The following is a 20,496-nucleotide window of genomic DNA, read 5'->3' on the forward strand; positions in this document are numbered from 1 at the left end:
TTCTTGTGGGATGGGCATCTTGCCCGTCCCGCACAATATTATGCACTAGGACAGAATGCTGCATAATCTGCTTCTACTTGGTCAGCATAGCGCTTAGCATAGTCGAGAATGGCGTTTTTCCAATCGAAAGGGGGTGTGCTAGCAAAGGCGATTAAATCGTCAGCGATCGCAGATCCCTGTCTCCCCCCGCTGCGTAACTGATCCCAAGCTGTCACCTCTGCCATTGTTTTTAGCACCTTCTCCAAGCGCTTTAATTTACCATTCCACTCAGCTAGATTTATTTTATCTTGAATTGGCTGTAATTCTCGCATTACATAGTATTTATCTTCCAGCAATACTGCCGTCAACAAAGCTGCTGGAGTTCCTTGCATTCGCTGTTCAATTGTGACGATTCTGTGCGCTTCGCTTTCCCACTGGGGTTGAGGTAATTTTACATAAGGTTCTAAAGAGGATGAACGGGATTGTTTGATATCTAAAATATAGTTATTGTCTGGAGAACCTTTCCCTTCAATTAGAACCGCATAACGGGGGATTCCCAAGCTACCAGTGCCAGCAATTCGCAGCGCTACATCTAACACGCAGAAAAACTCTAGCTTTCCCTGTTTAGCTGCCCAATCATCTAATAGGGTGATGATTTTTTCCCGTTGTTCGTCGGGACACTTGCGGAAGCGATTCCCCTGGGGGGACGCTACGCGAACGCCATTAGTAATAAACCGCCGCTTCCCTCCTTTTACTTCGGTGCGTTTATCTAAAAAATCTTTCCGATTTCTTTTTTCTAAACTTTCAAAATGTTCTTTAACCATCCCTTTAGCAGTTTCTTCCTGGACGGTGCGCGCTTGACCTTTTTCCAAGGTTTTGGCGTAAGTATCTAAGAATTCATTGCATAAACACAACGCTTGTTCTTCTTCTAATTTTAAACTATGAGAAGCGATGATAACGCTGGTGACAAGTCGAGTCACATCCCAAGTACAAGGCGCGAGTACTCCTTCATCAAAATCGTTGATATCAAAGTAAACTAATCGATCGTCGCCTTTGTAAGTGCCAAAGTTTTCTAGGTGCAAGTCGCCGCAATTCCAAACGGGAGGCGCTTGATTTAGCGGTGAATCTTGGAGCCAGTCTTGGTAAAATAAATGGCAAGTACCGCGAAAGAATGTAAAAACATCAGCGCGCATTTTCTCGTATTTTAGTTTAACGATTTCTGCGTCGCGGTTCTGGTTGAATTGATATATTCTTTCGACGACGTTGCTTGCCATGTTTTTCAGTTACTACTGATTTGGAGATTATTAATATAGCAAATTTGGGGGATGCGATCGCACATCCTTACTCGCTTCGCGCCGGAAGAATATATAATGAACCGCGAAGACGCGAAGGGCGCGAAGGAAGAAGAAAGAATAAGTAGATAAAAGCCTGCGTAGGCAGGCTTTGTTTGTGTAGCCGCGACTTCAGTCGTTAGGCAAAGTGGGTGGTAATGAATGGGAATTTGGTATGATTTGTGAGTTTTAGTGCGGGTTTTCCTGGTTAAGCATTTGACGCAAATCGTCGAGTGGCGATTCTGGTTCGCTTACCTCTTTATTGCTACTATCTGTTTCCTCTTCAACATAAAATTCAACGCTAATTTTAATTTTTACTCTTCCTTTTTTCCAGTTTTTAGCCCCAAGGTTTAGGATTTCACAATCTATGCCGTTGTTGAACCATCTTGCATGAGGAGAATTCATACCTTTAGGAACTAATATAGCATCAGGTATGTTAACTCCTCTAGATCTTAATTGGGAACTTATTGCACTTCCTATGCTGTTATCGAATGATTGGTTTAAAGCTTCTCTAAATTTCCCTACCTTGAATGTAACATCTCCAAACGACAAGACATCATTATCGTTGCACTCACGCAAGTTGTATCTATCTTCCATTTCAATTTCCTATTTTTGTAACTGTGAGACTAACTATTCTCAAAATTATCTTAACTAAAATGCCTCCTAAATCGCGGGTCAAAATGGTGTTTTTTCTGCTGATTGCAACGGCTACAAAGGGTTTGTAAATTGCTGATGTCGTTGCTACCGCCACGGGCAAGAGCGATAATATGATCGACAGTGAGTTCTGTTTCTTGCTGTGTTTTGCCGCAACTTTTGCACTGGTAATTGTCGCGGTTAAATACATATTTCCTCACTTCTGGAGGAATAGGAATTCGGGGTGTTTTACTCATTGGTTTTATGGTTGTTTTGGTTAATTAGCTGACGTAGATCGTCTAATGGTGATTCTGTTTCGCTGATTTCTGGCTGTTCGTTTGGGGGTGTTTCTTCGATTTCAGGTTCATCGGGGCAAAATTCTAAAGTAACTTTGATTCTCACTGTACCTTTTTGCCAGCCTTTAGCACCTGGCCTAAGAATTTCACAATCTAATCCATCGTCAAACCACTTATCTCCAAGATCGATTGGACGACTTGGCAGACTTGCAATTATGCCATTGCGAAATAGTACGATCGCAGGATGTATAAATTCATCTACTCTAAATGTATGATGCGACAAGCCAAATCGATATTTCGGTGGAATCGTAACGACTGCATCGTCTTCTAGTGGCTGAAATTGCTCATCCATGTTCGTTGTTAAATATTATTGCCTAAAAATATTATCATTTAAAATGATGATTTTGCCAAGCTGCGATTTACAATAGCCTAACGAATAGAATTCGCGGCTACACATTAATTGGTTGAATATATCTAACTCTCTAGGCGAACTTCACTGTTGGTTTTCTTGGCATAGCATCTGACGTAAATCGTCAAGCGGCGATTCGGGTTGCATATTTTTTGAATCTTCATTACAAAAATCAAGCATTACCTTAATTTCAACTATTTTTTCTATTTCGTGCAATTGTATTGTATAGTGACGACTTGTATTTTGAAAATCATAAACCTTTTTCCTATCTAAGGCTGGGTTGAATTCTAATATTGCTTGAATCCTAAGTTTACCTTTCTGCCAGGTTTTAGCCCCTAAAATTAAAACTTCACAATCTATTCCATCACGCGGCGAACATATCCAATTAATTTGATTAAACATTCCGGCAACACTCATGGGTTTTGAATATTGGTCTAGCGTCACTTCCATCCAACCATAGTTGAAATTATTCTCGACTATCCGCAAAAATTTATCTCTTATTTCTTGTCTAAATTGGCCTAGTTTTAGCATAGTTTGTGGGCCTGATTGGTTAAATAATAATACGTCATCATCTCCCTGTAGCGGCTTGAATCCAGCTTCCATGTATACCTCTGGTGACTCAGGTTTTACTATTTACTATCATCGGTTAAAAATCTATTTTTGACAATAGCCAACAAGTAAATTTTGCCTACTTAAATCTTGCCCTTGTTCGCGCCGCCCGCCAGGGAATAAATTCCCTGGCTAATAGCCTAAGTCCTCTAAAGAGGACTGGAAATGCAAGCAAATTCAGTCCACTTAAGTGGACTTTCGCTATTAGCCCGGAAATAAATTTCCGGGCGGGTGTGGCGGCGAATGGCGAATTTCCGGGCGGGTTTGGTTGGCGGGCGAGTTTTATGTCTTGCTATAATTCTAAAGCATCTGCCATACTAGATGATTCAGAAGCATTTAAACCTGCTAAATTAGAATCAATTACAGGCAATTGCCGTTCATACAATTGCATCGCTTCCAAACAACTATTAATTTCCAAAACCGCCTCATTATAAGCAGCAATCTTTTGTTCAACCTCACTCAACAACCTGCGATTGCGACTAATCTTTTCCTCCGCTTCCTTTTCCAGAGTTTGCTCTAAATAAGCACGCGCTTGATTGTATTGCTGCAAAATCTCATCCGCCTGTTTCTCCGCCATTGGTAATAGCTGAGTATTAATCGTTTGATTAATCGTTTGGCGGAAAGTCCTCTTAATAGTTGCAGAGACTTTTGGTTCAAAATCTAACTTCAATAATTGCCTGATTGCTGGTTCTGCTTCTACCATGCTTTCGCAGTCGTAACCTTGGGATGTTTGCTGCAATGTTTGACGGAATTGATATATCGAAAACGTGCCTTCATCGTAGAAACGGGGACTTTCTCTGACATAGCGATCGCATTCCACCCGCGCCTGATTTACCAACGCCTCGCTTACCCGTTTTTCCAATAACTTCAACTCGTGTTCAATCCCCCCATCATTCCCCAATAACCGATACAGATGGCGGTAGTATTCCGACTTGCGAATTCGGACAATCAAGTATTGGAAAAAGTTCGCCGACAATTCTTGGGAAGACTCGACTAAAATATCTTCCAATTGATTCGCCAAAGCATAAAGTGCTTCCACCAAAACTGCTAGTAAAGGCGCAGTAGCATTGCGGGGATGACTCAGCGTGGCGCGTTGATAAGCGGCGCGGACAGAAAAATTATCTAACAATTCATCCAAGCGGCGAATCATCCTCGATTGCAGCATTTGAAAATCTGTTTCAAACGCTTGACAACCATTCGTTACTACCATGTTTACTTCCTCCGCCATGTGTTGGCGAAATTCTTTTCCGACTTGCTGTAACTCCTGATTCAATCTTCCCAATTCCTGCGCTTTCATCGCTTCAATTTCGCGGGGTTGACTATCCAAATCCCGCTGGAGGGAAAGATAATGTTTCTGCAAGCTGATGCACAAAGGTTCCAAGTCATCCGCCAAAGTCGCAAACAGTTGGGGACGCTTTTCTAAAGTTAGATAGCGGGTAATACCATCGCGAAATTCTTCAATACCGCTATCGCTAATAAGTTGTTTAATCAACGGGATTCCCCATTCGGAAAGAATGCGGACATAATTTTCATTGGGAGTCTCGAAACCGTTAATCGAAATCCGAAAATTGCTGGGAAGCTTGCGGGAAGTGCCGCAATAGTTATTAAAAGCATAGACGAATTGGGGAGTTTCTTCTTCTCCATCTAAACCTTTGACGCTGGATGGGAAAATGGTATCTAAACCAAAGCGATCGCTTCCCGATGTCCCTTTAATCTGACTCCCATAAAATCCCAACAACCCGCTTGTTTTATAAACCCTCGGCGTATCGGGAAACTGAGATAAAATTAAATCGTCTAACCGCTGGCGCAACTGACTGTTGTACCAAGTTTCGTCAATCCGGTTGAAGACGTAAAATACGCGATCGCGTATTCCCAAATTTGCGCGCATTTTCTCTAACAATTGGGTTTCTTCTGTCGTCATATCCCCCGCCGAAGCAGGTTTTAAGACGCACACCACCGCCGAAGTTTCCGCATCTTCAATTTTGCGATAAGTTAATTCCGCATCTTTCTTTACCGGCGCATCAATTCCCGGCATATCTATTAATATATTTCCATCTTGTAATAAAGGATGGTGACAATAATATTCAATTCGCTTTAACACCGCGCTATTGCTACCCCGCCGCGCATAACTCGCTGCTTCTTTGAGATTGGAAAAGTTAAATTGTTCCATCGAATACGTGGCATTATTGATGGCGTGGATGCGATCGCGGTTTCCTAAATACCCTTCTAGCAACAACAATAACGCCTTTGCTTGTTTCCCACGTTCCGATTTACTTTCCCCGCCCTCTTGTTGGATAATTGCGTAGCATCCTTGGCGCAATAAATCAGTTACTTCAGCTTGGTTAATATTAGAACTTGCAAATCCCAGACGCTTGCATAATGCTTGCGCTTGTTCTTGGATTTCCGCTTCACTCAAAAATGTCAGCACTACTTGTTCTTTTTCCGGTTCTGCATAAGCGATGTAACATTCCGTACCCGTGGCGTGTCCTTCGGCGCTATAAAGCAATTCTCGTTCTAATAATGCGTTAATTAACATCGATTTCCCCGCACTAAACGCACCGGCAAAGACTATTTCAAATTTGGGGGAAATTGCTTTTCTCAGCGATGCTTGGACTGGGGAGGTGTTTTGCGATCGCAAACAAGGTTCTTGATGCAACAATTGCAATACGGTTTCAACCTGCGCTTGCAAGTTCTGACATTGGGGTAACATTTGAGACATAGAAACTTAGGAGTGAGAAGAGGGATAAGTCCTTTATAAATGGGTTTGGGACGATAAAGAAACCGGGTTTCTGTGGAGAAACCCGGTTTCTTTGATACCTGTGTCTGAATGATTAAACCGCAGAGACGCAGAGGAGGCAGAGAAAGAGAAGAGAGATTAGTAATTCCGATAGCAACGGACTCTCATAACTCTTGTGGGGTGGGCGTCTCGCCCGCCTTTTACTTTTCTGGAGAGGACTAATTAGATTGCAATTGTGCATTCAATGCTTTGGCGATGCGATCGCATGTTTCTTCCAAGTGTGCTTTTGTGTAAATATCGAGGTTTTCTCCTTGTTTTTTCAAGCTAATTTGCAGGGTTTTTTGCAGTTGGCGCAATTGATACCAGGCGAGAGTTCGACCATCTTCGGGGACATTCTTATTCCGCAACACCATCGCTAGCAAAATATTCAAATGTTCCCGTTGCAATGAACGACGGATGCTGGAAATTTGCCCTAATTCTCGATTGTTTAAAACCTCTGTCCAAATACTATTTTGCAGCGTTTCAAACAATTCTGGAATAGTCAGGGACTCTCCTGGCGGCGTTTTTAATTCTATATCGAGCATACGATATAAACGAGGGCCATCTAGAAGCGATCGCAATACGCTACTTTGAAACATCAAAATCCGCGAGTGAATCGGATAATCTAAGCGCAATACAGGTATTGGATTCCCCCAATGATACCAGCGCGAGGGGGCTAACTGATTCAGCAATGCGGGGGAGAAATTAAACGCTTCTTTCGCAAATACATAATCCTGCAAGTTGGTCAAGGCGTGGCGTTGTTTTTCTAAAGTAACCGGGACAAAAGCAAATTCCTCATCGGCATAATTCCTCTTAAAAGATTGCCCGCCGATGTATTGCATCAGCAAGTTAGCGTTGAGCAAGTAGTAGTTAAGAATTTGGTCGAATAAAACTCTTCGTTCGCCGTAATTTCCTTTGACTGGATAATCTTTTTCCAAACGCTGCAACATCAAGCGTGCATTATCCATTTGCCACTGGGAATAAACCAGGACATCGCTACTCAAATCCCAGAGATTGGCATCGGGATTAATATCCCTAATATCTTCATCAGTCGCATAGGAAAATTCGGGTTGCGGTAACTCCAGCGCAGTTTGTTCTATCTCCTGTTTCTGGGGTTGAGGAACGAGGGTTTCAATCGCATCCTGGTTAGGTTTGTAACCGTATTTTATTGCCAATTCATCATAAGGTCCCACTATTGCTGGGAAATAATCTCCTTGCTGGATTCCAGGCGGGGCGAGGTTGACGGGCAGGTAATCCATCACCGAACTTACTAACCCTTTGCTGTGAGTTATTTCTGTGTCGTTTAACTCTGATGGTGCTAACATCGTGCTGCCGTGGAAGTTGTGACGCAACCCCAACACATGCCCGACTTCGTGGGCGATCAGAGAACGTAAATATTGATTCAAATACTCCTTTTTCAGTTGATTATTTGGCGTCCCATTTGGCAAAAGCGACAGCGCGATTGCTCCCATCGCTGCTTGTTTAGCAGATTCTATTCCGTAGCAGTAGTGGTTCGATTCTAAAAGTTGCTGAAACCGGGAGGCGACTCCTGATTCCTGCACCGGCAAACTATTTTGGCACAGAGGATTGTTCGTTTCCATCAGCGCGCGATATTCTTGCTGAGTTATCCGCACCATGTTGCTATCGACGATAATATCCGCATCCAAAATTTCCCCAGTTAGCGGATTGACGCGAGACATTCCTCTGGCAAAATTCGCATCCATCGAATTGAACCAGCGGATGGTATTGTAACGCACGTCCGCCGGATGCCAATCCGCATTATCTGGCATTTGCCGTACTTCAATTGCATTTTGAAATCCAGCTTTCTCAAACGCTTTATTCCACATCAAAACACCCTCGCGAATCGCGGGGCGGTATGCCATCGGAACGGCATTTTCAAGCCAAAATACAATCGGTTGTTTAGGCGGAGATAAAGGCGCGTCTGGATCTGAAGGTTCGAGACGCCAGCGATTGATATAACGGACAAAAGGTTGCGAGCGAGTCTCGGTAGAAAATTGCTGGTATGCTGTAATAAAATAGCCGATGCGGTCGTCTGCCAATCTGGGAGTATAACCGTTACTTTCCGGCAATTGGGAAAAACTGTAATGCACTTTTAAACTAAGCGCCCTGCTATCGGGTAAAGTAACTAAATTGGCTCCTTCTTCCGAATCAAAACCGTAAATAGAGTCAATTTCTAAATTCAAAGGAAAGTTTTGGACCTCGCCAAAATAGGATTTGTTGTAGTCGAGTCGGTAATCCGCTTGCAAAAAGTATTTTAGTAAAGAAGTTAAACCGGGAAAATCTTCCAACAGCAAGTCATCTAGGTTGACTAGAATACCTTTAGTATGGGGATTGATGCTGACTATTTTAAGCGAATAAAGGACAGAATCGCTGAACGAACGAGCGAGTGATCGCGTCTCCGGTTCCCCCGCTTCTGTCCTAAACTTGACATTCCGAATCGCCAAGTGCAAATTGTTATTCACGCGCCGGAAATAAAACAGAAAATCTTGCAAAGAAAGTCCGCTATAAATCCCGCTTTCCCCAATCCCCGATTCCAGCGTCACCGTAGCAAGGTAATTTTGATTCAGTTGTTCCGGTTTAATTTCCACATATATTTTGCCATCTACCTCGCGGCGATAAAGCGTAAACAACCCATCTAACTTGCTGGTATCTTTAATCGCTTCGTAAAATCGCCGAAAATCTTCGTTTCTTCTATCTAAAAAGAAACTATCTGCACTGGCTATACTTTCAACGACTGGTTGTGCGTTGATTGACTGTGCGTAAAAATTGGTTTCGCCGCTGACTCCTAAGTAAGGACTGGCGAATAAAAGGTTATACAGTAACAAGGCATGGGTTGTTAAGTGTGCGATCCAATCGTTCATTCTCTAGTTTCCCTACGCAGCGGTGTCGGGGCAACCCGCATCTATCTAAAGATAGAATACCGTTTTTGGGAACTTTGAGATGTACGCAATCTTACCGAATGCGACTTAACTTAGCTTGCAAGTCATCCCAGCGCACGCCTGATAAGTCAGATAAGACAAGGTGTGCGCGTGGAAAGCGCGACTGTGGACCAATCCCCACCGCAAACATCCCCGCCGCTAAAGCAGCTTCGACGCCTGCTGCGGCATCTTCTACCACCACACATTGCGCGGGTTGCAATCCTAATAATTTTGCTGCAAATAAAAATATATCGGGGGCGGGTTTAGGACGATCTACACTGTAACCATCTGCGATCGCATCCACTTTATCGGCAATTCCCAGTTTCTGCACCACCGTGCGGGCATTTTTGCTTGCAGATCCAATGGCAATTTTAATCCCCGCTTGTTTCAGATCGTCAAACAGTTGCAAAACTCCTGGAAATAAATCGTTGGGGGTAATGTCTTCGATCGATTCCACATAATAGCGATTCTTGCGATCCATCATTTCCTGAATTTTTTCTTTTGGATACTGCCGATTGCCAATGATGTGCATCAGCGTCTCGCGTCTGGCAACACCCCGCAATGCTTCATTCGCTTCTCGATTAAAGGGAAGTCCTTCTTCATCTGCCAGTTTTTGCCATGCGCGATAGTGATATTCTGCCGTATCAGTTAGAACGCCATCTAAGTCGAAAATAACTCCTCGGATTTCGGAGGGATTATTTGTAAGGTATTGGTTTTCGGGTTCTTTTACGTTCATATGTTCGCTGATTGGGTACGTTTGTTTTTATTGAACCGCCAAGACGCAGAGGACGCAGAGAGAAGAGTGGGGAGAGATGGTTGGTTATGTGTTGAAAATTGTTGGTTTTATTGAACCGCCAAGACGCCAAGGACGCAGAGTGAAGAGTTGGGAGAGATGGTGGGTGTGTGTTGTTAATGGTTGGTTTTATTGAACCGCCAAGACGCCATAGACAAGGGTAGCGTCTTCTCGAAGAGTAGGACGCAGAGGAAGAGAAGAGAGATACAGTGGGTTTACTGAGATGATGGAGATAAGGAAGATAAGGAAGATAACGAAGTAGAAGTAATTTTTTCCCCATCTTCCTCCGTCTCTACAAAGGGACGCAAATCGAATTCGTGCCATTTTCCGCGCCAGTGCAATTTGAATTTTAAGCGCGTCCATCCGGGGGGTAAGTGTGGGTTGGCGATGGGTTGTTCTCCTACGAATTGAATGCCGCCAAATCCTAAAACAACCGCTTGCCAAATGCCTCCCGCACTCGCGCCGTGAATGCCATCGGCAGCATTACCTCGCACATCTTCGAGATCTACCATTGCTGCTTGCATAAATCGTTCGTAAGCTTCTGCGGTTTTACCTAAATCGGAAGCTAAAATGGCATGAATTGCTGGACCAAGGGAGGAACCATAGGTAATATCAGTACGGGGTGCATAATAGTCCCAATTTTTCTGCAAAGTTTCTGCGTCGTAGGGAAACTCTTGGGATTGCCGCATTAAATAAAGCAACATCAAGACATCTGGTTGCTTTAATACCTGTCGTCTGTTCGCACCTTCAATGCCCAAAATTGCTTGCATCGATTTGGTACGGGGTTCGTAGTCGTTTAAATTGATATCTTCTAATTTAAAAAAGCTCTCGTATTGCTCAATTAGCTTGGTTGATTCATCGTAGGGAATCCAGATATTTTGGACAATATCCTGCCAGCGACTTCTCCTCTCTTGTGTCAGGTGCAATTTTTGATCTAATTCCGCTGCTTTTTCGGGAAAATCTTGTCCCAGCCAATCATAAACCAAAATCGCTCGTTCTAAATGCCACTGCACCATTCGGTTAGTAAAAGCATTATTATTTACGTGTTCGTGATATTCATCCGCGCCAATCACCTCGCGCAGTTCGTAGCGTTCTTGCTTAGTATTCCACTCAACGCGACTCATCCAAAAAATAGCCGTATCCAGGATAATTTCAGCGCCACAATCGCGCATCCATTCATCATCCTTTGTTGCTTGCCAATAATACCAAGAACCGTAAGCAATATCCGCGCTGATGTGAATCTCGCGATCGCGGCACCAAATCCTGATATCCTCCGCATAAGGATCGTTAGGCATCGCCCATCGTGGCGTCACTTCATCCCCTGTATCCGCACTTTCCCAGGCATACATTGCCCCCTTATATCCGTAATGCAAAGCCTTGCGCCTCGCCCCCGGTAACGTATGATATCGGTAAGTTAGTAAATTGCGAGCGATCGCAGGTTGCGTATAAATAAAGAAAGGCAGAATAAAAATTTCAGTATCCCAAAAAACATGCCCCCGATAACCAAACCCCGACAAAGTTTTCGCCGGAATACTAACCCTATCGTCATACCTAGAACCAACAATCAACAATTGAAACAAATTGTACCGAACCGCAAATTGCGCCTTAATATCCCCTTCAATTGCAATATCGCTTTTTTGCCAAACATCATCCCAAGCTTTTTCATGATTATCTAACAGCACCGACCATCCCGATAATTCCCCCAACTTCCCTTGCGCCGCTTCGACAGGATTTTCCACCTCCCTTGAAGTAAAAACCGTCACCAACTTCTCAACCGTCACCGTTTGCCCCGACACCGTCGAAAACTGAGCCGACAAAGTAGGATAACCCGGAACCATACTTGTTTCCAAAGAGAACTCCGCCCCCGAAACCCTCATTTCACAAGCCATACCCAGTTCAATCCGAGAACTGCGAGTGCGAAGGTGCAACCAAATCCCCTTATCAGTCCTACCTTGATTCAACAACTCCCAATGATTAAAACCCTGATTCTCACTGTATCCATTAATACTTCCCTGAACCTCAATCCCCGCCGCGCCACCGACGGGAGTAACTTGACACCGCACACAAAGAACGTGTCGATCCGCCAAACTAGCAAACCGTTCAAACAGAACATCGATCGTCTTCCCACCAGGACTGCGCCAACGCACATAACGACTCAGAACACCGCGACGCAAATCAAGCTGACGCCGATAACTCAAAACCTCCCCTTTATCCAAACCAAAACGTTCCCCATCAACAACAACCAAAAGCGGCAACCAATCCGGACAATTAGCCAACTCAGTATAAACAACCGGCACATCATCATACACACCGTGAATCAAACTCGCCGACCACCCACGAGGATAACCCTCCTCAAAACCACCCCGCGTCCCCACATACCCATTCCCAATAGTAAAAACAGTTTCCAACGAATGCAGACGAGCAGCATCAAACTGCCCTTCAACTAACATCCATTCCCCATAACCAAACCCCTGAAAACCACCCATAGCATCCATCACCTATAAACTCTCCCTACTCTTCTCTCTGGTTCAATAAAACCAACAATTTTCAACACATAACCAACCATCTCTCCCCACTCTTCTCTCTGCGTCCTCTGCGTCTTGGCGGTTCAATAAAACCAACAATTTTCAACACACACCCACCATCTCTCCCCACTCTTCTCTCTGCGTCCTCTGCGTCTTGGCGGTTCAATAAAACCAACAATTTTCAACACACACCCACCATCTCTCCCCACTCTTCCTTCGCGTTCTTCGTGTCTTTGCGGTTCGTTTAAAACCAACTACCAACGATGCCAATGCTGTTGCAATACATTTTCCGCCCTCGGTTTATAAAGCAAAAAAAACAAAGCCTCCAAATAGCGCAACAAAGCCTCCCTATTCTCCTGGTAAACATAATTCCAAAACCCATAAATCTTAGCCAACAAAAGCATTTTTCCAGCGTGCGACCGCCAATTATATCCCTCGCGAACCCGTTTAATCCCCCGTTCTGATATATTTTCCCAATATTCCGAATCAACATCGCACTTGCTGATAAAATTCACCAACTTATCCCCACTACCCTCCAAATCCGTAGGATTGATGTGAAACCCATTCTCCCCATCTTGAATAATTTCCAAACTCCCGCCAAACTGAGTCGCAAAAGTAGGCAACCCAGAAAACATCGCCTCTAAAATCGTCAATCCGAATGCTTCAAACCGGGCAAAGTTAACAAAAATACCTCGAGAATCTGCAATAGTACGATAAGCTTCCCCCAGTTCGGCATTTCCCAGACGCATTCCCAACCAGCGGATGCGACCGTGAAGGCGATACCGCTCGATTATATAATGGAGTTTTTCCAATTCCCCAGATTCTTCCGAATTAGCAGCTTCCGATAGATGCAACTTACCCGTAATCAAGATTAAATTGCAAAGCTCGCGTAACTTCTGATTTTGAGCGAAACATTCAACCAACCCCGTGAGGTTTTTAACCGAAGTAACGGGAGCGATCGCTAATATAGCTCGTTTTTTCGGATTATCCAAATAACCGAGAATGCGATAATCTTCACGAGTAAACAGCAACTCCTCAACTTCCGATCGCAGATTTGGATCTCGCCTTTCCGTGTAAGGGAAGAAAACACTTTCATTCACCCCAGGCGGTACGACGTTAAACTTAGGACTAAACAAATCAATTCCATCAATTGCATGAAACAACTGAGGCATCGTAAAAGATTTATACGACTCATACTGCCCGATAGTATCCGGCGTCCCCATAATTTCCTGATAAGACGAAGTGACGATAAAATCCGCTGCATTCATCCCAATCATATCCGCAGTAAATTGGGCCGAAAAGTGATACCTTTCCTCCATCTCTTGCCAGTAAAGGTCGCTAAATAAGTATTTCGTTTTTTCCAAACCGTGGGCAATATTGCACTGAATCGCTTTCAGACGGCGCGCCAGCAGAAACGCGACTAAATTGCCATCGGTGTAGTTGCCAATAATTAAATTCGGGCGGACTCCCAGTTGTTTGATTAGTTCGGTTTCTGCATCCAATGCAAAAGTTTCTAAATAAGGCCAAATTTCAAATTTAGAAATCCAATTCCCGGTAACTTTAGGATTAAATTCTCGGAAAGGCACGCGCAAAATCCAGGCGTTTTCCGTATCCTCGATTTTTTCTAGGCGTAAGTTGCACTGGGTTCCTTCGCAGTTGGGAATCAGGCGAGTCAGAATTACAACTTGCGGTTTAATCCCAAAAAATTCCAACCCAGAAAGTTTAATATCTTCGTTTAATTTATTTTCTAAACTGCGTGCTTGGTTGAGGACATAAACAACTTGACCCATTGTTTCGGATCGTCCTACAACATCATTTTGTGCCACCCAACCGTGGATCGAAACTAGAACGATGCGGAAATATGCCGGAATGCGGCAAACAAAAGCTTCTAAAATAGCAGGTTCTGGGTTATCTGCCAGTCGGTTAAGCAATTGGAAAGTTTCCAGCGCGCGAGAAGCATTATTACCCCATCCCGGTTCAAAACCGAGTTGTTGCAATTGGGTATGAAACTTTTCGTAGGGTTCGTCTGGGGGTAGAGTGGTGAGGAATTTTAGCGCCTCTTTAACTTGTTGGGATAATTCGTTACCAGAGTGGATGCTCGCTCCGATCATCAAATCCACACCATCATACTGGTGTCGCTGCAAAACTCTATACAACGCCTCTAGCCAAAACTGACGTTCCGTTAACAATTTTTCACAAAAATAGCGATTGAGGAAGGTCAAACCTTGACCGATATTTCTAGGGTCATCGATAGCGGGGGAATCTTTATAGAAGGGGTGGAAGTCGAGTTCTAAAATTTGGGGTTGGTAGCGGTTGACAGTGCGATCGCGCGCATCCAACCATCCTTTTACTGTCTGTTGTTCAAAACTGCTCAAATCCCCAGTCAATCGCCAGACTTGTTGCGATGCGATCCAAGGACGGACAAGCAACCAAATACTGTCATCCAACAGCAAAATCTCGTGGGTGCGTTGGATCAGTTTACCTAAAACCGAAGAGTGGTAAAAATAGGCAGGTTTTTGATATTGCTGGCAGTAGTCGGCAAAAGCTTGGACAATCTCATTTCGCAAGAAGTACCGCTTCCCTGAAACGCTTAACGTCCCGACCAACTGACCCAGCGCCGTTTTTTCATCGCTGTTGTTATACACAGCTTGAATCAGTTCTTGCATGGTTTATTCCTATCTAGCTGGGTGACCAGCTACCCTTGGGATGCCTATCTACTTTCTAAGCTAGCGCCAAGCCAGTCGGGTCAACTCTACCTAATGAAATAAAATTACGCTCCAAACCCGGTTTAGAGCGTAAACTTTCATATCATTTTTCCCATAGACGTTACATGTAACGTCTCTACGATCTGCCTAGAAACCGGGTTTCTTGCTACGATCTCTCGTTGCCAAAGCGACGATTTTCCATAGAAACCCGGTTTCTGTATAGGGTTTCTGCATACACCTAAAAACCGATATGACTGATGATAGCAGCTAGTTCCATCAACCCTTGCCAAGTTTTAGCGCCAATAACTCCATCTACCACCAAGTCACGCTCCTTTTGAAACGCTTTCACTGCCGCTTCGGTTTTCGCGCCAAAGTTGCCGTCAACAACTCCAAAGTAGTAACCATCAAAACCCATATATTCGGCAGTAATGAGGGAAAATTTTAGAACATCTTGAACCCTTGCCACATCATCACCGCGACTACCGCTACGCAACAGGGGAAGGTCATCCCGCTTACCGGCGTAGAGTGCTTTCCAGGTTTTCGAGTCAACAATACCATCTTGCTTGAGGAAAACTCGGTACTCAAAAACTTCCACCGCCAGTTTCGTGACTTCACCGAAAATGCCATCAACCTCAAGATTAGAGATAATCGGAACTCTTTGCTTCAATAATTTTTGTAACTCTTTAACAGCTGGACCAGTCGAACCCAATCCTAAAGTCGGTTGGTTAACTTGAGCGGTTTCCATAGTTAATGCCTGATTGAATCACGTTCTAAAACAGATATCCGGCAGCTGGGGAAATCCGGATGATTTTGGGTACACCCAGGGGTAATTTTTCCACAAACCCGGATCGGAAACCCGGTTTTTCGCAAAAACCGGGTTTCTCGATCAATCCCCTTTTTTTCCGACTAGATTCTCTTGATTCAAACTAGCGTAATCCACATTTGCGCCTTGCATATTTGCGCCATCCATGCTAGCGCCCTTGAGATTAGCACCGATTAAATTAGCCCCGTTCAGATTAGCTTGGCGTAAATTAGCCTCGCTCAAATTTGCTATTCCCAAATTAGCGTTACTTAAATTTGCCCGGTTTAAATTAGCACCACTTAAATTAATTAAACTCAGATTTGCATTAGCAAGCTCGGCACGCTCCAGGTTGCAATTTGATAAATTAGCCTCGAATAAATTAGAGTTGATTAAATTGGCGTTATTCAGATTAGTATTAGATAAATTAGCACCAAACAGATTAGCGCCTGACAAATTAGCTTGGTTTAAATTTGCCCCGCGCAAGTCAGCATGACTCAAATCAGCACCGGCAAGATTTGCCCCGCTTAAGTCACATCCCTGACACTGTTTAGTTTCCAGCAAACGCTGAATCGGACTCTTGGATTCAGCTTTAGCGGGAGTTACCATACCCATAAACAGCGGTAATACCACAGCAGTTAAAGTTGCCAGTTTCATATCTTTTTCCTTATACAACCCTTGGCTTTAGTCTTCCCACCAAACGCCTCCCACTATCACCCCCAAAAAAGAAACCGGGTTTCTTTAAGAAACCCGGTTTCTGGTCTGAGATTTCAGCTAACGAGGAAATCCAGCAGCATTGGTTAAATTTGCACCTCTAACGCCGAGCAAATTAGCACCAAACAAATTAGCTGCATTGAGATTGGCATTGAGCAAATCTGCCCCTCGCAGATTAGCACGATTGAGATTGGCTCTAAACAAGTCAGCATCCCTTAAATTAGCTTCAACTACTTCAGCACCGCTGAGGTTTGCGGCATTCAATTTAGCGTTTGTTAGCGTCGCTTTGCTTAAATTGGCATTGGCTAAATTCGCCACATTTAGAGTCGCACCGCTGAGGTTAGCATTGTTTAAATTAGCCCCGCTTAAGTTAGCACCATTTAAGTTAGCATTGCTCATGTTAGCACCGCTCAAGTTAGCACCGCTTAAGTTAGCGCCTCTGAGATCCACGTTTGACAAGTCAGCACCGCTGAGATTAACGCCTTGCAGGTTTAAACCCGCACCTTGTCTCGTTTCCAGCAACTGTTGCACGGGAGTTGGAATGTCAGCTTTGACTGGAACTACCAAACCCAGCGTAGCGGCTAACAATAATGTGGTGGCTATAATTTTAAGGTTCATTTTTCTATGCCCTCAACTGGGAGTGTTCTTTAATCAATCTTTGCAATTTGGCTAATAATACCAGTATAAACCCCGTATCAGTATTTCTTCTACCTAGTCTTTACGAGAATCTACGTACAATAGACCTCTCCAATAACTCTTGTGGGGTAGGCATCCTGCCTGCCCTTGAGTTTATTTTCTCGAGAGGTCTAATAACTCCAGTTGCTAGTTATGCTCATGGCTAATGGCTAATGGCTAATGTCAGGATATTATTGTTGTGAGCTTCACATCATTCTCGCAATTAGCAATTAGCTATTAGCAACGCCCAAGTTTATAACTAGCAACTTGCGTTAATAGAGGGTGGATATGAATGCGATCGCTGTTCGTAGTCAGGACAAGAGTCGATCCAAGAAAGGTACAGCGGGTTGCGCTCAGATGAGGTACGGGAGATGATGGAGATGAAGAAGTAATTTCTTCCTCATCTTCCTCATCTTCCCCATCTTCCCCATCTTCCTCATCTTCCCCATCTTCTGCTTCCCAATTAGCCACAACTCAGAAGGAAAACTGCACCTGGACGGTTCCCGAATAAATTAGCGGGTTATCGTCAAAATTATTGGCATTCCCAGTAATGTAAAAGTAAGGAACGATCGCAATATTATTCGTCACTGGATAGTAGTAAGTCGCTTCGATATCAAACTGAGTCCCCCCATCACCTCCTCCAGATACAAGAAACTTACGCCCCTGCAAAACATCAAATGGCTGAACGTAAGTCAAAGTTGCTAAAGCGCCCCTTTTACCCAAATCGGGGAAAGCCACCCCCACTTGAAAAGACTGCGCTTTGAGATTCCCATCATCCAAACCATCCGCCACCGGGTTTAAGTTAGTAGTCGAGTAAGTATAGCGCCCGAAAATACCAAATTTAGACGTAACCAACCAATCGAAATTAAATCCAAAAGAATTAGCCGTCGCATCATCCAGCGCCCCACCAAACCCGTCATCAGCTATGCCGATAATAGGTTTAGTTTTAATTTGCCCATCTACTGGTTTGATAATTGAGTAGTCGTAAAGAAACCGCAAATTAATATTCCGAATCGGCGAGTAAGTTAACTGTGCTGTGACGGCGCGAGTGCTATCAAATAACCCTCTTGTGGGGTTTGCCGCATCGATGTTGGTAGCATACCCGACGCGCAAGTCAAATTGTTCGTTAATTCTCCAAAGCATAACAGCGCCAGTAGTTCGTCCCAAATCTTGAATCAGCGTGCTGCCAAAAGTGTTGAAACCACCCGCACCCCGACCAAATGCAGAAGTGAAAGCGTTAGTATCAAAGTAACGCAGCCAAAAAAATAGCGGTGCTACCGTAAATTGCAAGGAATTACTGACAGGAAACGAGTAAAACACCTCTGCCAAAACCAGATCGCTGGCAGTAGCGCTGGGAGTTAAATCTAACAGCGGCACTCCAAAGGTGTTGAATAAACCTGCGGAGGTGTAAGCATTGCTAGACGAGTCGCCATTCCCCGCAAATAAACTTGTTGCTAGGGTATCCTTCCCCGTGAAGGAAGTGGTGAGAAATAAACCAGCTAGGTAACTGAAGGTGATATTGGGGTCATCTTCTACTTTTGTGACGATGGGGCGGTTGTCGCTGCCTCGCCGTGGGACACTGGAACTATCTGTTGGATCGATTCTTTCCACTCGGACATTACCAGGTGCGGCAGCCCCATCCAAATTAAAATTAATAAATCCAGTTAACTTGGTCGTCGTGGAAAATTGGTTTGCCTCCAATTGGGCAATTTGTACTTCTAACCTATCGCTCCTTCCGGTCAAAGTTGCCAATTCAGGGGCAAAATCGGCTCGCAACCGTTGCAGGGTCGCTAAATCCTCCTCGGACACCCGATCTTTAAATCCTGCTGCGATTAACTCGTTGATGCGAACTAAGACTGCATTCAACCCGGCGGCGAATTCGTAGCGCGTCATGGCGCGGTTGCCGCGAAACATACCATCCGGATAACCCGCAATCACCCCGTAGCGCTCGATCAGAGATTGTAATGCTTGAAACGCCCAGTCTGTTGACTGCACATCCGATAATTGAGAAACTGAGGTAACTTGGGCATAGACCATTGAGGAAGATGGAGAACAAATTAACTGGAATTCTCCGTCAATTCCTTGTTCTTCACAACAGGGGTCATCATCTAAACTTGAGATTGGCAAACTAGCCAGAGCGTTACTACCCATCAATATCATGGTTCCGGCAATAACTGGACTCAGTTTGAATGCAGCCAAAAAACCTTTTGTCATAACGAAAGCGTTCTTGTAATTGGCTATTCGCCACTTTTCTGGAATCTGGCTATTGTAGAACGTAGCTAGTTTACATACAACAGTTCACCATTGGGTTATCCGAGTTTGAGTATGGCAATGCATTCCTACCCCAATTTGGCAACGCTTTCGATAGCCATAACCTTAGAATTATTTATCGGGTCACCCTTGGCAACTTGGGCGCAGAGTATGCGATCGCAATTCCCAGAGGTTGCGATTAATTGGACTCCACCCAATCGAGGCACACCCGCTCAAACAGAAGGCGCAGGAACCCGCGATCAAGGCACTTGTGCCTCAGGTGAAACAACACCAAATCCGCCCCTAACAGCTTTAATGCCAATTAATAGTTTGGCCTTAACAGTGGCAGATCGTCCGACATTTTTTGTCTACGTTCCCGCAACTTCTGCAAAAACGGCGGAGTTTGTTTTAAAGGATGAAAACGACGATAATGTTTTCACGACAAAAATTGAACTGACTGGAGAGTCTGGGATTGTTAGCATTAGCCTTCCTGCCGACGCCAAACCTCTAGAAACTGGCAAAACTTATCTCTGGTACTTTGATTTGGTATGCAATTCCGGGAAGCGAATTTTCCTGGATCGATTGATGGTTGAGAGAGTTGAACCGAGTCAGGCTTTGCAGAGACAATTACAGCAAGCAAAAGAGCGCGATCGCCCAAATGTATACGCCCAAAATGGTCTGTGGTACGATACTTTAATGGCTCTGGCTCAAATGCGACGTTCTGCTTCTAACAATGCCACCCTCACCGCTGATTGGAAACAGCTTTTAGAGTCTGCCGGACTTAAACAAATCGCAGATAAGCCGTTAATTGATTGCTGCACTATTCAAAGTTCCACAGTCTCCAATCCCTTTGAAACCCAAAGATAAAATTACCCCGCAAGCAGCAACTAATAGATATTTTTATCCATCGTGCATCTACATTTCAAATCTTAGGCGCTATGTAAGTTACATAAGATCGCGGTCATTTCAATAATTTTCCGGCAAAGAGCGAGTTGCAATTTTCCAGCAACGCGGGGTGGCTTTGAGAAACCCGGTTTCTCTGAAGAAACCGGGTTTCTGACTG

The 20,496-nt window shown here is 44.2% G+C and carries 16 protein-coding genes; 1 reads left to right on the plus strand and 15 read right to left on the minus strand.

Annotated features, from left to right (window positions below):
• Positions 1–38: 38 nt before the first annotated feature.
• From ACE1CM_RS00375 to ACE1CM_RS00445, 15 genes are all read right to left on the minus strand, one after another.
• Complete coding sequence (locus ACE1CM_RS00375) at positions 39–1,253, minus strand: DUF2252 domain-containing protein (protein ID WP_374875424.1); 1,215 nt, start codon at positions 1,251–1,253, stop codon at positions 39–41.
• Positions 1,254–1,499: 246 nt separating this feature from the next.
• Positions 1,500–1,907 carry a KGK domain-containing protein gene (locus ACE1CM_RS00380; protein ID WP_374875425.1) on the minus strand — a complete coding sequence of 136 codons (408 nt, stop codon included), beginning with the start codon at positions 1,905–1,907 and terminating at the stop codon, positions 1,500–1,502.
• Positions 1,908–1,957: 50 nt separating this feature from the next.
• The gene (locus ACE1CM_RS00385) at positions 1,958–2,200 is read right to left on the minus strand and encodes an HNH endonuclease (RefSeq protein WP_374875426.1); all 243 of its coding nucleotides are present in this window, start codon (positions 2,198–2,200) and stop codon (positions 1,958–1,960) included.
• Positions 2,193–2,591 (minus strand): KGK domain-containing protein, encoded by a 399-nt coding sequence (locus ACE1CM_RS00390; RefSeq protein ID WP_374875427.1) that lies wholly within the window; start codon positions 2,589–2,591, stop codon positions 2,193–2,195. The genes ACE1CM_RS00385 and ACE1CM_RS00390 overlap by 8 nt, the downstream gene beginning before the upstream one ends.
• A 141-nt stretch (positions 2,592–2,732) precedes the next feature.
• Positions 2,733–3,251 (minus strand): KGK domain-containing protein, encoded by a 519-nt coding sequence (locus ACE1CM_RS00395; protein WP_374875428.1) that lies wholly within the window; start codon positions 3,249–3,251, stop codon positions 2,733–2,735.
• A 298-nt stretch (positions 3,252–3,549) separates the two neighbouring features.
• Entirely contained in the window at positions 3,550–5,976 is a 2,427-nt protein-coding gene (locus ACE1CM_RS00400; RefSeq protein ID WP_374875429.1) for a dynamin family protein, read from the minus strand.
• Between the two features lie 236 nt (positions 5,977–6,212).
• The gene (locus tag ACE1CM_RS00405; protein ID WP_374875430.1) at positions 6,213–8,915 is read right to left on the minus strand and encodes a zinc-dependent metalloprotease; all 2,703 of its coding nucleotides are present in this window, start codon (positions 8,913–8,915) and stop codon (positions 6,213–6,215) included.
• A gap of 91 nt (positions 8,916–9,006) precedes the next feature.
• Positions 9,007–9,708 carry a beta-phosphoglucomutase gene (gene pgmB / locus ACE1CM_RS00410; protein WP_374875431.1) on the minus strand — a complete coding sequence of 234 codons (702 nt, stop codon included), beginning with the start codon at positions 9,706–9,708 and terminating at the stop codon, positions 9,007–9,009.
• 272 nt (positions 9,709–9,980) lie between these two features.
• Positions 9,981–12,260 (minus strand): glycoside hydrolase family 65 protein, encoded by a 2,280-nt coding sequence (locus ACE1CM_RS00415; protein ID WP_374875432.1) that lies wholly within the window; start codon positions 12,258–12,260, stop codon positions 9,981–9,983.
• 284 nt (positions 12,261–12,544) lie between these two features.
• Positions 12,545–14,956, minus strand: coding sequence for a sucrose synthase (locus ACE1CM_RS00420; RefSeq protein ID WP_374875433.1), 2,412 nt, complete (start codon positions 14,954–14,956; stop codon positions 12,545–12,547).
• Between the two features lie 277 nt (positions 14,957–15,233).
• A complete protein-coding gene (locus ACE1CM_RS00425; protein ID WP_374875434.1) occupies positions 15,234–15,740 on the minus strand; it encodes a peptidoglycan-binding protein in 507 nt (168 codons plus the stop codon).
• A gap of 141 nt (positions 15,741–15,881) precedes the next feature.
• Positions 15,882–16,451, minus strand: a complete 570-nt coding sequence (locus ACE1CM_RS00430) for a pentapeptide repeat-containing protein (RefSeq protein ID WP_374875435.1) — start codon at positions 16,449–16,451, stop codon at positions 15,882–15,884.
• Positions 16,452–16,568: 117 nt separating this feature from the next.
• Entirely contained in the window at positions 16,569–17,126 is a 558-nt protein-coding gene (locus ACE1CM_RS00435) for a pentapeptide repeat-containing protein (protein ID WP_374875436.1), read from the minus strand.
• Between the two features lie 294 nt (positions 17,127–17,420).
• Entirely contained in the window at positions 17,421–17,654 is a 234-nt protein-coding gene (locus ACE1CM_RS00440; protein WP_374875437.1) for a hypothetical protein, read from the minus strand.
• Positions 17,655–17,657: 3 nt separating this feature from the next.
• Positions 17,658–19,397 carry an iron uptake porin gene (locus ACE1CM_RS00445; RefSeq protein ID WP_374875438.1) on the minus strand — a complete coding sequence of 580 codons (1,740 nt, stop codon included), beginning with the start codon at positions 19,395–19,397 and terminating at the stop codon, positions 17,658–17,660.
• Between the two features lie 111 nt (positions 19,398–19,508).
• Between ACE1CM_RS00445 and ACE1CM_RS00450 the strand changes: the two genes are divergently transcribed.
• A complete protein-coding gene (locus ACE1CM_RS00450) occupies positions 19,509–20,300 on the plus strand; it encodes a DUF928 domain-containing protein (RefSeq protein ID WP_374875439.1) in 792 nt (263 codons plus the stop codon).
• Positions 20,301–20,496 lie beyond the last annotated feature (196 nt).

It is taken from the genome of Microseira sp. BLCC-F43, assembly GCF_041929235.1.
Lineage (GTDB): Bacteria > Cyanobacteriota > Cyanobacteriia > Cyanobacteriales > Aerosakkonemataceae > Microseira.